A 15,043-nucleotide genomic window follows, 5' to 3' on the forward strand; every position below is an offset into this window, starting at 1 on the left:
ATCCGCCGGGCGAGAACCGGACAGGCCGCCCGCCTCACTTCTCGCGCGCCCGCCTGCCGGCGGCGGACACTGGCACTCAGGTAATGGCCATGGGTCCTGCCTGTGGGGCGGGAGTCTTCCTGGTCGGATCCATCCGCCTCATCGTTAGGGCTCACAGGGGGCATTCGTGCACTTGTAACCGACGGGTCGAGACCAGCCCTGGTGCCTGCGTAGGCTATCTGCATGATCGTCCGCTGCATTCACATCGTCAGCCCGGCGACTGGGGAGGCCATGACCGATCACCCCTCCATCCGCATCGGAGCGGAGTTTCTTGCAACAACTCATGAAACATGATCGCCGCAGGTGGACGACCGCCCGGCCGGGTGTTTCATGAGCGGCCACCTATGAAACAGCAGCTCCTCTGCTGCGTTTCCGGACGGTAGCTCAGTCCTTCGGGATCAGCTCGGGGTTCATGGTGCAGGTGGCATCAGATCGTGGGTAAGTGCATCCAGGTCGGCAAGGCGGGCGGCAGGGGCGAGGTGGGAGGCGGTGGCGACGAGGATGAGCTCGGTGATGGCGATTTCGTGAGTGAGGGGTGCGATTGGTCCTGCGGCCTCGCGCGGGAGGCGGATCAGCACTTCGGCTTGGTCTGCCAGGGGTGATTCCCAGGCGTCGGTGACCAGGATCAGGCGGGCACCGCGGGATCGGGCTGCGTGGACGTAGCGTGCAGTGTCGGCGGAGTAGCGACGAAAGTCGTAGGCGACGACCACATCGGACGAGCCCATGTCGAGCAGGGTGCGCGCGCGTGCGGGCGGGGATTCGGGGACGCGGTGTGTGCCGGGTCGCAGGCCTGCGAGCTGGCGGATCAGATACTCCGCGGCAAGTTCGCTCAAGGGGCCACCGAGAGCCCATACGCCGTCGGCCTCGGCCAGGCGGGCAGCGGTCGTCGCGAGCAGGGGCTCGGTCACCGCGGCGAGGGTGCCTTCCATGCCGGACCGCAGGTCCTCTGCCGCTCGATGGGTATCGGGTTGCCGAGTGACGAACTCGTGGAGCCGGGAGCGGTCCTGTTCTCGGGCTGTGGCCCGCACGGCGTCCTGGAACTCGGCGAAGCCGCCGAAGCCCAGGCGGCCGACCAGGCGCGAGGCGGTCGGCGGGCTGACCCCAGCACGGTCTGCGAGCGTCCGGAGCGAGCCGAGTGCCGCGAACGGATAGTCGTCCAGAAGTACACGGACGACCGCACGCTCACCAGGTGGCAGCTCGGGATAGACCTCGCCGAGACGGGTCACCACGGGTTCAGACGTCATGTTGACGAATGTTACATGGTTTCGAGCTTGCCGTGCATAACGAAACGAATGTTATGGTCCGGTCATGAATACCTGGCGCGGTCTCATCAACAGCGGCTACCGGCACTGGCTGCCGGTCACCGACAGCACTCCTGCGGTTTCCCTTCACGAGGGCGACACCCCATTGCTCCACTCGGATCACCTGTCCTCGCTGACAGACTGCGACATCTGGCTGAAGGTCGAGGGCGCCAACCCCACCGGGTCGTTCAAGGATCGCGGGATGACCGTGGCCGTGAGCGTCGCGGCCGAGAAGGGTGCCGAGGTTGTCATCTGCGCCTCGACCGGCAACACCAGCGCCTCAGCGGCCGCCTACGCGGCCCGCGCCGGGATCGCGTGCGCCGTACTGGTTCCCAAGGGAGCGATCGCGCTCGGCAAGCTGGCCCAGGTCGTGCGATACGGAGCGAAGATCATCGAGGTCGCCGGAACCTTCGACGACTGCCTGCGGATTGCCCGCGACCTGGCAACGCACCACCCCGTCGCGCTGGTCAACTCGGTCAACAACCAGTGGCGGTTGGCGGGGCAGCAGACAGTCGCCTACGAGGTCGTCGATGCCCTGGGCGATGCGCCGGACATCCACTGCCTGCCGGTGGGCAACGGCGGAAACATCACTGCCACCTGGAGCGGTTATCAGACCTACGCCGCCGCTGGCCTCGCCAAAGGGCTCCCGCAGATATGGGGTTTCCAGGCTGCGGGCGCGGCACCACTCGTCCACGGCGCGCCCGTCGCCGTGCCCGATACCGCCGCAAGCGCCATACGCGTCGGCAACCCGGCGACCTGGGACGGCGCCGTCAGCGCCCGCGACGAATCCCACGGATTGATCAGCACGGTGACCGACGAACAGATCTTTGACGCTTACCGCATGGTCGCTCGCCACGACGGCGTGTTCGCCGAGCCCGCCTCAGCCGCCGGTATCGCCGGCATCCTCGACCAACAGCGCAGAGGCAATCTCGCCCCGGGGCAGAAGATCGTGGTCACCCTCAGCGGCAACGGGCTCAAAGACCTCGACGCATCCATGCGCGATGGCTACACCTCGACCCAGACCTCGACCTTTACCGTCGACGTGGCCCGCGCCCTGCACCTGACCACTTGAGACACCCATTGCCAGCTGATCGCTCAGGGGGCATTGAGGTCGACTGCCGTCAAGAACCAGACACCCCAACCGCCCGCTCACCTCACTTGTCCTGTACCTGATCAGGAGTGGACTGCCGCCATCGAAGAAGCCGTGCAGTGGACTTCGGGCATCCCTGCAAGTGGCTACGGACATCGCCAGAAGGACCACTTGACAGGGCGGAAGCCGCAGGCGCAAGCACGAGCTTCCATGGCTCCGCTCACCGCGGAGTAAGGGGTAACCGGCACCGGGCCGACGTCAGACGGGGTGAGCAATGCCGGCTCTCGGCACGGCCGTCAGTTCGGCCATCAGCCGTGTGGTGACTGGCACGAGAATGCCATGCCGCTTGGCTGCCCGTTGCAACGCCCCGCCGATTGCGTCGAGTTCAAGCGGGCGGCTGGCCTCCGCGTCGCGTTGCATGGACGACTTACTGCCGCTCGGGAACGAGTCGTACAGCGCCAGGGCCTTCGCCGGGTCGGCCGGAGCGCCGCAGGCCCTACTCACTGCGGCAGCTTCCTCGACAAGGGCCATCAGTTCCTCGCGTCGCTCGGTCCGTACGTCCCCGATGGGGAGGAGGTATCTGGTGGTGAGCAGGGCGAAGGGGGCGAGGAAGGCCAGCTTCGCCCAGAGGGCGGCAGTCTCATCCTGGACCACGCGCGTGTCCACCCCCGCGTCCTGGAGCATCGCGGCCAACTGGTTGAGGCGTTCGTGGGTACCGGCCAGGTCAATCTGCGTGAACGGGCTGCCGTGCTCGATGACGCCGGGCGCGGTGCGAGTCGACTCCACTCGGATCACGCCCGGAGCGACCGACTGCGCGCCGTAACGAGCCCGCAGCGAGTCGGGATGCTCGATGCCGTTGAGCAGCGGCACAACCAGGGCGGCGCCAAGGGTACTGGGCGGAATCCGCTCAAGCGCCGCGTTAAGGGCTGTGTGCTTGACAGTGATCAGGCACAGATCAACCGGCTCCCGTAGCTCGGTGGCCGCTTCGACGCTCACGGAGAAGTCGCCGAACTGCCCACTGCGCACCCGGATGCCGTCCTGGCGCAAGATCTGCGTCGTTACTCCGCCGCCCACGCAGATCACCCGGTGTCCGGCGCGGGAGAGCACGGCGGCCAGGAGGCCGCCGACGCCTCCCGGCCCAAGTACCGCCACAGTCCACGGTTCTGGTGAGGCTCCTCCCGAGAGTCCGGAGCATGGGGAGAGCACCGTGCGGCAGTCCTTCCATGCGGGACGACTCAGGAGCGTTTGAATGCGGGTGAACAAAGTGAGCAAGTCGGCGCCACAGGTCTGACGGAAGGCCGGGTCGACACGGGCGATGTCGAGTTCGTTCGCAGCTGACAGCTCGGCGAAGTCCCGTCGCATCGCAAGGTCGGGTGTGAAGGTCTGGCCGGTGAACCGGTCGCGGAACACAGCCTCGGGATCCGCGAGCGTGGGATAAGAGGCTCTTCGGTCACAGCTGGCGTAGAAGTACACGAGCGCCTCGGCCTCGGCACCGATCACCGCCGCCAGTTCCGCACGGCGATCGGGTGGCAGGAGAGTCGTGGCGAACTCGTCCGTGCCGTAGAAGGCATGGCACAGGCCCGCGAGTTGCAGAGCAGGGCGGGCGCCCCACCGGGTGAGCTGTTCCTGTACGCGTCGCAGGTGGGCGAGGAGGGTGCCACCAGGGTGGTCGAGCGTCTCAGCGCCCAGCTCACTGAGCATGGCGGCGGCCTGGGTGGCTGCTTCGGGAGGTACGGACATGGGATCGGGCTCCTCTCGTTGTTCGGCGGGTCGACACCCGTCCCCGCTCTCCGCCTTCGGTCCGGACTGGTGCGGGGAGCGGGGACGGGTTGCCGCCCTGGGCCCTGTGATGATCATCGAGGAACATCTGAACCCCAGTCAATCCTATGGTTTTCTATGTCTGACCTAAGAGATAACTTGGGTGCGTGACCCTTGATGACCTTCGTGTGTATGTAGCGGTGTGCAGGACCGGGAGCCTGAGCGCTGTGGCCCGAGACCTCGCATGCACGCAGTCCGCCGTGAGCCAGCACGTGAAGCGGCTGGAACGGGAGACGGGCGCCCGCCTCCTGGAGCGTCATCCCCGCGGTGTCGTTCCCACTCCGGCGGGACGCATTCTGCATGCGGCGGCATCGGACGGCATCGCCGGCCTCGACCTTGCCTTGCGCCGTATCGACGAACTCGTGCGCGGTGAAGTCGGCTCTGTGCGGGTGGCGACCGGCGCGACGACAGTGCGGCACATCATGGCCGAGGCCGTCGTGACGTTCCGAGAGCGCTATCCGAACGTGAGCCTGGAGTTCCAGACAGAGAGCTCCAGCAGCAGGTGTTACGCCACCCTGGCCTCCAACACCATCGATCTGGCCTGGCTCACGCTCGGTGCTCCGGTCCGCGGCATCGAACAGCGCCCCGTCATAGAGTTGCCATGGGTCTTGGCGGTTCGGCCCGAGGACCCGCTCGCTGACCGGTCCCGTATTGAAGCCGCAGATCTTGCGGACATCCGACACATTCGACTTCCGGAGAATTCCTCCTCCCGCGCCCACCTCGATGCGGCCTTCGCCGAGTTGGGCGTCCGTATCAGTTCCGAACCCAGCGTCGCCGACTGGGACACCGCGATCCTCCTGGCCGAACTCGGCCTCGGCCACGCCGTCGTCCCCGCTCTGCCCAACCAGTACATCCACGGCGAAGCCAGTCCTCTGCGCTTCATCCCCATCCCCGACCTGCCACGGCTGTCGGTGGGCTGGGCCGTACGCCGCTGGGATGACCTCACCCCGCTCGCCAGGACCTTCGCCGACACCGTCAGCCTCAGCAGCACACAGAAGCCGTGAGTAACCCTTCAGGGCCGCCACCAGGAACTGCGGGTGCCACATGCAATACGAGCAGGCCAACTCCGAGTCAGCCGGGTTGCAGGTTGCCACCGCCGTGGACTTCGGGAGGTTGAACATAAGGACTTGGCAGGGAAACCGGCCGCCGGTCCTCCGCAAGCACCTACGGCCCGGCTGCCCGTTCTGCGCGATCATCCACGAAGGCGCCGACGCCACGATCGTGCGCGCATGGTCCGACACCGTGGCGATCGTGCCGCACCGCGGCGGCTGCACCCCCGGCCACATCCTTGTCATCCCCCGCGGCCATGTCCGGGATTTCACCACCGACCCGGTCGTTTCCGCCACCACCATGCAGCGCACCGCCGAACTCGCCCACGAACTCGGCATCACCCCGGATGATGACGGAGGCCGTGGCTGCAACACGACCTGCAACGCAGGCGCGGCCGCCACACAGACGATCTTCCACCACCACCAGCACCTGATCCCCCGGACCACCGGTGACGGCCTTGCCCTGCCCTGGGCCCACCCCACCCACCGTGAACAGGAGGCAGTCGCGCGTTGAACGCTTCTTTCGCCGCTGCGGCTACGAACTCCGCGCCCTTCCCCCGCCGACCACCCCAACCTTGATGAAGGCGCGCCCGTGACATGGGCGGCCTGAGAACTGTTCATCCCCAAGCTCCGCTTCCGGCCGCGCGCGCCGAAAGCGGAGCTTTTTTCGTATCCGGACTCGGTCTCCTCAACACTGCACTGTGTAAGGCGTGGCTGCTCGCCGAGCTACGTCTGGGCGACCGATTCGCACCCTGGGGAAGCGCGTCCATCGGCGAAGCGGTGGTGACCCATCGGGGGGAAGGCTGAGCGCTCTCACCGAGGTCGATCGCTGCCCCGACGGGCGTGGCCGTTTCTCTGGGGGGAGCGGTTCTGAAATGCCAGGGTCCTACTGTGTCCCGTACTTGCCCTGCTGCCGGGCCTGTTCCCGCTTCTTCACTTCGCTGAATCGGTCGAACAGCTCTTTCCAGACCCGCTTGGCGGCGGCCTTCTTGTGCTCGCGGTCCGGTTGCGTGACGCGCGGCCGCTTCCCCTTCTTGTCCTTCGGGCCGCCGTGGTCGCCACTAGTCAGCTGGGCCCGCTTGGGGGAACCGTCGCGTCGTTGCCTGTTTCCGCTCGCCATAGCCCTGAGCGTACTTCGGTGGCGGGGCTGCTTGGCAGGGGAAGCGAGCACTGTGCGGGCTCTGCCTACGGCCATTGCATGTCTCCAAGCCCGGGGTCGCCCCAGTACGCTCAGTCTTCGGCGGAAGGGGGCCTGTCGACCAGGTGCGGTGAGCGCTCAGTGCTCGTTGCGAGAGGGCGGAGGGGCAGCGGGCGGTGTGGGAAGCGGGCCTTGGAAGGGCGTCGGCGTTTCCATTGGAAACGCGGCCTGGGAGGCGGCGCCCCGTACAACGACGACGGGTACTGCGGCGAGCGCGCTATCGGTCGGCTTGCACTCCGCATCATTGGGCGTGGTGGGGCGCACCGCGGCGGATGGTTTTTACCGTGAGAACCGGGCTGAGAGGCTCCACGAGCTCCTGGGCGGCGACTTCCACAAGGCGTGCTGGGGCGTCTCCGTTCAGCAGTGCGTTCACGTACTCGATGGCCTCGGCAGGCGACAGTACGGGCAGCGTCTGGCGCAGGGTCCGTACTGCAGACATACGGCCGCGGGCCGCGGCGGCTTCGCGCAGTGCATCGTGCAGATCGTCTACTGCGGTGCGTATCGGCAGCCCACGTATCCGGGCACGGTAGTCGGCCTCCCACTCTCCGCCCAATGCGGAGACGATGCCGATCTGGTGCAGGCCTCCGTCGACACGGTCGACCAGATACGGTCCGTGGCCGACCAGCATGGACCTCGAGTTCCGCGTGCGTATGAACTCTTCGGACTGCCAGAAGACGATCCATACCAGTTCGTGCTGCTCGACACGGGAGACGGCCGTACGCACCGTGTCCACCCCCACAGCCCGCCGCTGTTGATAGTCGCGCTCCAGCTGCTCTTCGACGGCCTGAACTGCAACTTCTCGCTCAATCACGCATGCAGCATCCCGTACAGGCCCCGCCTTGACCATCGAATTCGTCCAGGCGCGATTCCCCTGCCGCGCGGGGCGTGCGCCTCGATGCCAAACGGCCCGGCCAGGTCCAGCCTCCCAGCCGCCCCCCCCGACTCTGCGCACCTGGGCAACAACGACCGCCTACCCAGCTCGGAGCCGGAGAGCTCCGATGGTGCGTCAGTGCTGGGCCCGGCCCCAGGCGGGGCCACCGTGGGAAGCCTGTCGTCCGAACTGGCGTCGGCTCATCATGCGACGCGGAGCTTCTTGCGCCGTTCCAGGGCGAGTTTTTCGCGGTAGTCCTCGACGGCCTGGTGGTAGCGGGCCACGAAGGTCGGCTCGTCCAGGCGGTCGGCGATGTCCATCTCGTCGATGGCGCGCTGGGCGTCGGAGAAGGATTCGTAGCCGGCGAGCATGGCGTTGATCCGGTAGACGCCGTTGCGCTGCTTTGTGACCAGCCGGGCGAGTATCAGCTCGCGCAGTGCGGAGGTGACGCTGGGGCGGCTGAGCCGGAGCAGTGCCGCGATCTGGTTCTGCCCCATTTCCACCCGGCCGCCGGCCTCACTGCGTGATCTGAGGATGCCCAGGACCCGGTAGGCCGTGCCCGGCAGGTCCAGGGCGGCAACGACGCCTTCAGCGTTGACCGGCGCGAACAGCAGTCCTTTGCTCACTGTTCCTGCTCCTTCTCCCCCAGGGCCTCGAACCGCTGGCGCCGTGCCCGGCGCTTGGCGGCCCGTTCCATCCGCAGCTCGTCAATGGCCTCGCGCATGTGCTGCAGGGACGGGTAGCGCACCAGTTCCGGCAGGCTCCCTGCCCGCAGTTCCTTCAAAGCGTCCTGCTGATCCACCTGAACATACTCGGTCTGCCCCTCGGCGCCACGGATCAGTTCGGCGGCGACGTAGGAGTAGGGCGGGTTGAACTGATACACGCCGGGGCGCCGTCTGAGCACGATGCCGTGCTGCATGATTTCCTGCAGGGCCGGGTTCACCTTCTGCCGGGGCACGTCCAGGATCGCGGCCATGTCGTCCTGCGTCATGGGGATCTGGCCGCCGGCCCGCTGCCCGGCGATCAGCAGCAGGATCAGCCGCAGGGGCAGCGCTTCGCGGTAGTACTGGGCGATGACGAGCAGGAACTCCAGGCTGGCCATCGCGAAGGCGTTGGGGCGCTCGGGACTGGAGTAGAACTCCAGCTTCTGGCGCCGGCGGCCGAGGGACAGCTCGCGGTCGGGGTATTTGCGGGCTACCTCGTCCAGATCCGTGATGGCGCGCAGCCGGGATCCGAAGGCCTGCAGCGGGTCGTCCGGATCGTTCTGGGTGGGGGCGTGCGCACGCTGAGAGGCACGACGGCGGCTCTGCGGCTCGGACACGGACGTTCTCCATATTTCAAGATCCGGGACATGGAGCAACGTAGCAGAAGGTCAGCCCTTCTGACCTCCAGGTCGGGATTTCTGACCTCTGGCACGTCGTGTGTCACCCCGAGGGTGACACTGCTCTGCCCGGAAATCTTTTGCGACGAGAAGGCAGACCACCGGAACGCCGACCGGGGGGCGGCCCCACCCCGGAAAGTCAGGATTTCTGACCTCCTGGAGGTTCGGGAGGTCGGCACCTCTGACCTTCTGGCCTCCCCGTGTCTCCTCAGAGGGGACACCCGGAACACCCAATGTCTCCCCTGAGGAGACATACCGGACCCACCCGTAGGCCTGTGACCTGCAAAAACGTGTTCTCTCTCCTATCTGATGTCCGTGCACCACTGCGGCTGAGGCACGGACATGGCTGAGGCCGCTTCGCGTGCGAGTCGCAGCCACTGTGCCGGCAGTGGACAGCACCAGCGGAGCGGAGTCTCGGGTGGTACCGGTCGTGACGATCCGGCAACGGAAGCAGTGCCAGGCGCCGGTGACCGGTTTCGCCGTGCGGCCCGGGGGCCGCACGGCTTCGCTACCTCCGCACGTTGCAAAGCGGCTCTCCCCCGTCACGACGTCCGTTCTGTGGTGACGGAGTTGGCCCTTCCGTTCCAGAAGGGTGAGCCGTGACCACGAAAGGAGTCCGCTGCGCGAAACGACCACTCAACGTGCCTGTACATTCCGCGTACTTCTCCTTGCCAACCGGTGAGTTGCGGGACGGAAGCTGAACATCCGCGGGGCTGTTCCAGCCGTCGTTCGGCTGGGGCCTGCGACCTGTGCTCTGGATGTTCCATGCCGTTGGCATAAACGGCCTGGGTGCGCCGGTGCGGGAGTCGGCTGGAACTGAGCTGCCTGACACGGATGTTCGGGGAAAGGAGGCGATTTCTATGAGGAACCTGTGACAGTTTGTACGGTCCCGGTGGCCAGTGGGGCTACCGCGGCTTTTCTTCCGTGGGGGGAAGATGACGCACTTACGTGCCGCGGGCACGTCGCTTCGGCGTGCCCGCAGACAGACCCGGCTGACCGTGACCGCCGCCGCCACCGCCGCCGTCCTGGCGGCCGGGGTGCTGCCGGCGCTGGCAGCACCGTCCCGCCCCCAGGCCGAAGGATCGGCCTGGGGGGATCACGGGCGGGCGGCCATGCCCGCGGTCAAGCCGGGTGTGAACCGGCCGCCGACCTCCCTGGCCCAGGCGGCCCCGTCCGAGGAGCAACGGGCCTGGGGCCGGCGCCAGCAGGAACGTCTTGCCGGCCGCAGCACCCCCGGGGCGACCGCGGTGCGGCCGTCGGCCGACGTGTCCTCATTCGTGCCGGAAGGGCAGGGCGAGGTGCCCTGGCACCAGATCGACGACTTCCGCATCACTGACGCGCTGGTGGGCCGGATCGACTACTCGACCGGCAACCTGATGCTGGCCGCCACCGACTTCGACATCGCCGGGGTGGGCCAGAAGCTGCAGCTGATGCGGACCTACAACTCGCTGCCCGGCCCGTACGGGATGGTGTCCACCCCGTGGTGGCAGGGGTACGAGCGGTGGCTGGACACGTTCTACTCCGGCGAGGTGATCTGGTACGACGCCACCGGCGCCACCGTCCGCTTCACCAAGAACGCCGACGGCACCTTCACCACCCCGGCCGGCTACTCCCGCGACCTGGTCAAGAATTCGGACGGCTCGTTCACCCTGACCGACCGCAAGTCCGGGACGAAGGAGACCTACGACGCCCACGGCTCGCTGACCAAGGTCACCGACCGCAATCACGGCAGCATCACCGTCGAACGCCACCAGGGCGACGACGGCTCCTCCACCGGCTTCAAGGTCACCGAGACCCGCTCCGGCCGCTTCATCGACCTGGTCAAGACGGACGCGACGCACTGGAAGGCCACCGACAACGCCGGCCGCGCGATTGCCTACGAACTCGACGGCAAGGGCCACCTGGCCCGTACGACCGACGCCGAGCACCAGAGCACGACCTTCGGTTACGACGCCAGCGACCGCCTGGAAAAGATCACCACGGCGGAGTCACGGGCCACCGTCTTCACCTACGACGACCTGGGCCGCGTCACCTCCATGCGCCGCTTCCTCGAAGACAGCGGCAATGGCGAGCACGCCCCGACCCACCTGTACACCTACTCCGCCAAGGACTCGGCCACCGCCGCGGGCACCACCACCGTCACCGACCCGCGCGGCTGCCAGACGGTGTACACGCACAACGCCGACGGCGAGGTCACCAAGGTCACCGACCCGTACGACAAGTCCCGCTCCAAGACGTACCAGAACCATCTGACGCAGACCGCGACCGACGCGATGGGCAGCGGCACCACCCCAGGCAATGTCACCACCTACGGGTGGGACACCCGCAACAACCCCACCTCGCTCAAGCTGCCCACCGGCGCCACCACCGCCCTCGCGGGCTACCAGACAATTGCCGGCGCCGACCTGCCGGGCACGCTGACCACAGCGGACGGCGAGAAGAGCACCTACAAGTACGACACCAACGGCAACCCGGAAAGCATCGCGGTGACCGGTAACGGCGGCGGCCACCAGTACTTCACCCACAACAAGGCCACCCCCACCTGCGGTGGCTTCGAAGGCCAGCGCTGCAGCGTCAACGACGGCCGCAACAAGGCCACCACCAAGACCACCTTCCACTACGACGCCAAAGGCAACCTGGACAAGGCCACCCCGCCCGCCCAGATCAAACCCACTACCTACACCTACGACCCGCTCGGCCGGCCCCGAACCGCAACTGACGGCCGCGGCATCAAGACCACCTACACCTACGACGACCGCGACCGCATCACCGAAGTCACCAGCCCCACCACCAAGGTCACCTACCACTACGACGGCGACGGCAACCTGCGCGAGCGCACCGACGCCACCGGCACCGTCACCTACCAGTTCGACGCGCTCAACCGCGAGACCATCCGCACCCTGCAGGACAAGTCCCAGACCGTCCTGGCCTACGACGCGGCCGGCAACGTCGAGACATACACCGACCCCGCCGGCAAGACCGTCTACACCTGGGACAAGGCCAACCGCCTCGACACCCTCACCGACCCCACCGGTAAAACCACCCGCTACGACTACAACAACAACGGCTTCCGCACAGAGACGCACTACCCCGGCGGCACCGTCCAGAAGGTCACCCCCGACAAGTCCAGCCGCCCCGAACACATCACCGCCACTTCCCCCAAGGGCACCCTGACCGACCTCACCTACACCTACCGCTACGGCACCGACAACAAGACCGACGGCACCAAGATCCGCACCCTGACCAACAAGACCGACGGCACCCACACCACCTACACCTACGACAGCGCGGGCCGCACCTCCTATACCAACGAGACCAAGAACGGCGCCTCCACCGGCGCCTGGCAGTACTGCTACGACCAGGCCGGCAACCTCACCTCCCTCGGCGCCGCCCACACGTGCCCCGCCAGCACCACCTTCACCATCAACGACGCCTCTCAGATCACCGCTCGCAGCGCCCACCCCAAGCCCTGGACGTACGACGACGCGGGCAACGAGACCAACGCCGAGGCCACCCGCACCGACGAACGCTGGACCGACTTCTCCCAACTCGCCTCCATCACCACCGGCAGCAACACCCACGACGCCGCTTACGGTTCCACCGATAACAGCGAGCGCACCCGCCTCGGCGACACCGTCTTCCACAACGGCCCGCTCGGCCTGGCCGGGCAGACCACCAGTGGTACGGACACCGGATTCGTCCGCGAACCGCAGGGCACACTGAACTCCATGAACCGTGGGGGCAAGCCCTACTACTACCTCACCGACGCGATCGGCTCCGTCGTCGGTCTCGCCGACGAGAGCGGCGCGAAGGTCAACAGCTACGGCTACAGTCCCCGGGGCGTGGCCCGCGCCTCCAGCACCGAGCAGGTCCCGCAGCCCTACCGGTTCGCCGGCGGCTACCAGGACCCCACCGGCCTCTACCATCTCGGCGCCCGCTACTACGACCCCAGCGTTGGCCGCTTCACCCAGCCCGACCCCTCCGGCCAGGAGAAGAACCCCTACCTCTACGCCGAAGGCGACCCCGTCAACCGCATCGACACCGAGGGGACCTTCTCCTTGTCGAATCTCCTCCAAGGCATAGGCAGCGCGGCGGTCGCGGTCGGAGCCGCAGGCGCGGCGGTAGCCACCGCACCCGCTTGCACGACGATCGTCGGCTGTGCACCCACCATCGCAGAGGCAGGTGGAGCGCTTGTCGCGGCTGGCGCATCGTACGATTTCCTCTCAAAGGCCTTCTGATGTCACCAGCGACCCAACGCAGGGCCATCCTTATCGCAGCCCTAGCCATCCTGATTGCTCTCGGAATCGTCATCGGCATCACGACCGATATCGGCATCACCACCGTCCTGCTGGTAGAAGGCGGGGCCCTGTTGTTCGTCGCTGCGGTGATCGGCGTCTCTGGACGCCTCAGAAGGTAACCTCGCGCCCGCAGCGTGGGCGGACTCAGCCTGACCGGAGGCCGCTGCCCTGTTCATCGCGGCAGCGATCGCGGTCGCCGCCTACGCCCAGATTATGAGGGATGTGGCATGCCTCGCCTTGGGATGTCCATGGAGCAGCAGGCGCCCGTCAAACGCCTTTTCCCCTTCGGCTCCGTTCTGTCCCGCCAGCGGTGTCGTGCTGGGTATCTTCCTCGGGATCAGCGGCAACGTCGGTGGGTGGCTCCTGTCTGCCCTCATCGCTCTCATCTGGGGAGCCGCTGCTCTGTTCCTGAGGAAGCTGAAAGCAGACCGGTCGTAGCTGCGCTGCCTGCCCTTGTCGGTCCGCCCCACAGGCGGGCCGACAAGCTCCGCGCCGGAGTCGTATCGGGAGCCGACCGGCGCGTCAACGGCTAGCAAGATGCCACTGGCCTGTTACCACTTCGGAGCCCTCTCCCCGCCGACCAGACCCTCGTGGACGCCTTCCGCGACCTGCTCGCAGCTGCGCGAATCCCAACCCAGCTCCGAGCCTTGGGGCCACGGCGCCGTGCACAGCGGACCGCGGATGGTACGCGGCACCCCCCCCGCATAGCGGCGACGACCACGAATCCGACGCCAAGGCTGCCGCGTTCCCGCGCGAGAAGTCCCTGCGGGTGTTCGACTTCGATGCCAACCCCAACGTCGACGCCGCCATGATCAACACCCTCGCGACCTGCGAGTGGGTCAGGAAGGGGCAGCCCCCTCTGTCTGATCGGCGACTCGGGCACCGGGAAGTCCCATCTGCTGATCGCGCTGGGAACGGAGGCCGCGATGAAGGGCTACCGCGTCCGCTACACACTGGCCACGAAACTGGTGAATGAACTCGTCGAGGCGGCGGACGAGCAGATGCTGACCAAGACGATCGCCCGACACCACAAGGACTCCCTGGTCTGCCTGGTCGACCTCGACGCCTTCAAGGGCCTGAACGACAGCCGCGGCCACGCCGCCGGCGACAAGGTCCTCGCCGCGACCGGCGCGCGCCTTACCCGTTGGGCCGGACCGCACGGAGTCGTCGGCCGCCTGGGCGGCGATGAGTTCGCGGTCGCGGCCCGTGTGGACGCCCGGGCCGGCGGCGAGGCGATGGAGCAGCGCCTGACGGAGCTGATGGGCGTGCTGCACCAGCCCGTGCCCACCGAGACCGGGCCCCTCGCCGTCGCCGCGTCGGTCGGCACCGCCGTCCCCGACTACCTCGGCATCCACGACCTGCCCGCCTTGCTGCGCGGCGCGGACGTCTCGATGTACCGGGCCAAGCACTCCGGCCGGTACGGCTGGGCGGAGATCGAGGACCTAGATCCACCCGTCGCTGGAACGGGTGCTGGGGCCGCGGTTGCAGCACTCGACCGTCCTGACGCTGCTGGAACGGTTCGGGTCACCGGCCCAGATACGCAAGGCGGGTCGTCGGCGTCTGGTCACGCTGCTGCGGCCGAAGGCACCGAGGACGGCCGAGCGTCTGGTGGAGGACATCTTCGCCGCGCTGGACGAGCAGACCGTGACCGTTCCGGGGGCCGAGGCGGCCGCGCTGATCGTCCCGAGCCTGGCCGCCTCTCTGGCGGCCGTGCTCGACCAGCGCAAGCTGCTGGCCGGGTGGATCGAGGAACTGCTGGAGGCCCACCCTCTTTCCAAGGTCCTGACCTCGATGCCGGCATCGAGGTCAGGACCGGAGCACGGATCCTGATCGAGGTCGGCGACGGCAGGACCTCCCCGACCGGCCATCTCGCCGCCTAGGCGGTGTCTTCAAATGATCTTGCGTGGTGGATCATGGGCGGGTGATACGTCGACATGAGCTGTCGGATGCCGAGTGGGAGTTCGTCCGGCCGCTGCTGCCCGCGTCGTTGCGGGGCAG

Annotated in this window: 11 protein-coding genes and 3 pseudogenes; 7 read left to right on the plus strand and 7 right to left on the minus strand. The window is 67.3% G+C overall.

Features of this window, described 5'->3' with window-relative positions:
- Window positions 1-449 precede the first annotated feature (449 nt).
- On the minus strand, window positions 450-1,283 hold the full coding sequence (locus ACZ53K_RS41840; protein ID WP_468848155.1) for a MurR/RpiR family transcriptional regulator: 834 nt from the start codon (window positions 1,281-1,283) through the stop codon (window positions 450-452).
- A gap of 64 nt (window positions 1,284-1,347) precedes the next feature.
- Here ACZ53K_RS41840 and thrC point away from each other — a divergent pair, with 64 nt between their 5' ends.
- On the plus strand, window positions 1,348-2,412 hold the full coding sequence (thrC, locus tag ACZ53K_RS41845; protein ID WP_468848158.1) for a threonine synthase: 1,065 nt from the start codon (window positions 1,348-1,350) through the stop codon (window positions 2,410-2,412).
- A gap of 276 nt (window positions 2,413-2,688) precedes the next feature.
- Here thrC and ACZ53K_RS41850 read toward each other — a convergent pair whose 3' ends face one another.
- Window positions 2,689-3,582 carry a ketopantoate reductase family protein gene (locus ACZ53K_RS41850; protein WP_468848180.1) on the minus strand — a complete coding sequence of 298 codons (894 nt, stop codon included), beginning with the start codon at window positions 3,580-3,582 and terminating at the stop codon, window positions 2,689-2,691.
- 12 nt (window positions 3,583-3,594) lie between these two features.
- A pseudogene (locus ACZ53K_RS41855) lies at window positions 3,595-4,170 on the minus strand (DUF6817 domain-containing protein); the annotation flags it as partial.
- A gap of 185 nt (window positions 4,171-4,355) precedes the next feature.
- Between ACZ53K_RS41855 and ACZ53K_RS41860 the strand changes: the two are divergent.
- Both ACZ53K_RS41860 and ACZ53K_RS41865 read left to right on the plus strand, forming a co-directional pair.
- On the plus strand, window positions 4,356-5,252 hold the full coding sequence (locus ACZ53K_RS41860) for a LysR family transcriptional regulator (RefSeq protein ID WP_468848160.1): 897 nt from the start codon (window positions 4,356-4,358) through the stop codon (window positions 5,250-5,252).
- A gap of 40 nt (window positions 5,253-5,292) precedes the next feature.
- Entirely contained in the window at window positions 5,293-5,811 is a 519-nt protein-coding gene (locus ACZ53K_RS41865) for an HIT family protein (RefSeq protein ID WP_468848163.1), read from the plus strand.
- A gap of 372 nt (window positions 5,812-6,183) precedes the next feature.
- Here ACZ53K_RS41865 and ACZ53K_RS41870 read toward each other — a convergent pair whose 3' ends face one another.
- The 4 genes from ACZ53K_RS41870 to ACZ53K_RS41885 form a co-directional block, all read right to left on the minus strand.
- Complete coding sequence (locus ACZ53K_RS41870) at window positions 6,184-6,417, minus strand: hypothetical protein (protein WP_468848166.1); 234 nt, start codon at window positions 6,415-6,417, stop codon at window positions 6,184-6,186.
- Window positions 6,418-6,736: 319 nt separating this feature from the next.
- Window positions 6,737-7,306, minus strand: coding sequence for a YrhB domain-containing protein (locus ACZ53K_RS41875; protein WP_468848169.1), 570 nt, complete (start codon window positions 7,304-7,306; stop codon window positions 6,737-6,739).
- 263 nt (window positions 7,307-7,569) lie between these two features.
- Window positions 7,570-7,992, minus strand: coding sequence for a MarR family transcriptional regulator (locus ACZ53K_RS41880; RefSeq protein WP_003979025.1), 423 nt, complete (start codon window positions 7,990-7,992; stop codon window positions 7,570-7,572).
- A complete protein-coding gene (locus ACZ53K_RS41885; RefSeq protein WP_468848172.1) occupies window positions 7,989-8,687 on the minus strand; it encodes a hypothetical protein in 699 nt (232 codons plus the stop codon). The genes ACZ53K_RS41880 and ACZ53K_RS41885 overlap by 4 nt, the downstream gene beginning before the upstream one ends.
- Window positions 8,688-9,682: 995 nt before the next feature.
- On the opposite strand from ACZ53K_RS41885, the gene ACZ53K_RS41890 reads away from it, so the two are divergent.
- The 4 genes and pseudogenes from ACZ53K_RS41890 to ACZ53K_RS41905 all read left to right on the plus strand — a co-directional run.
- Window positions 9,683-12,985 (plus strand): RHS repeat-associated core domain-containing protein, encoded by a 3,303-nt coding sequence (locus tag ACZ53K_RS41890; RefSeq protein WP_468848175.1) that lies wholly within the window; start codon window positions 9,683-9,685, stop codon window positions 12,983-12,985.
- Window positions 12,985-13,164: a hypothetical protein gene (locus tag ACZ53K_RS41895; RefSeq protein ID WP_468848178.1), complete on the plus strand. Its 180-nt coding sequence runs from the start codon at window positions 12,985-12,987 to the stop codon at window positions 13,162-13,164. The genes ACZ53K_RS41890 and ACZ53K_RS41895 overlap by 1 nt, the downstream gene beginning before the upstream one ends.
- A gap of 602 nt (window positions 13,165-13,766) precedes the next feature.
- Window positions 13,767-14,403 (plus strand): annotated as a pseudogene (locus ACZ53K_RS41900) (ATP-binding protein); the annotation flags it as partial.
- A gap of 91 nt (window positions 14,404-14,494) precedes the next feature.
- Window positions 14,495-14,922, plus strand: a pseudogene (locus ACZ53K_RS41905) (IS110 family transposase); the annotation flags it as partial.
- Window positions 14,923-15,043 lie beyond the last annotated feature (121 nt).

Source organism: Streptomyces sp. NPDC033221 (genome assembly GCF_055577005.1).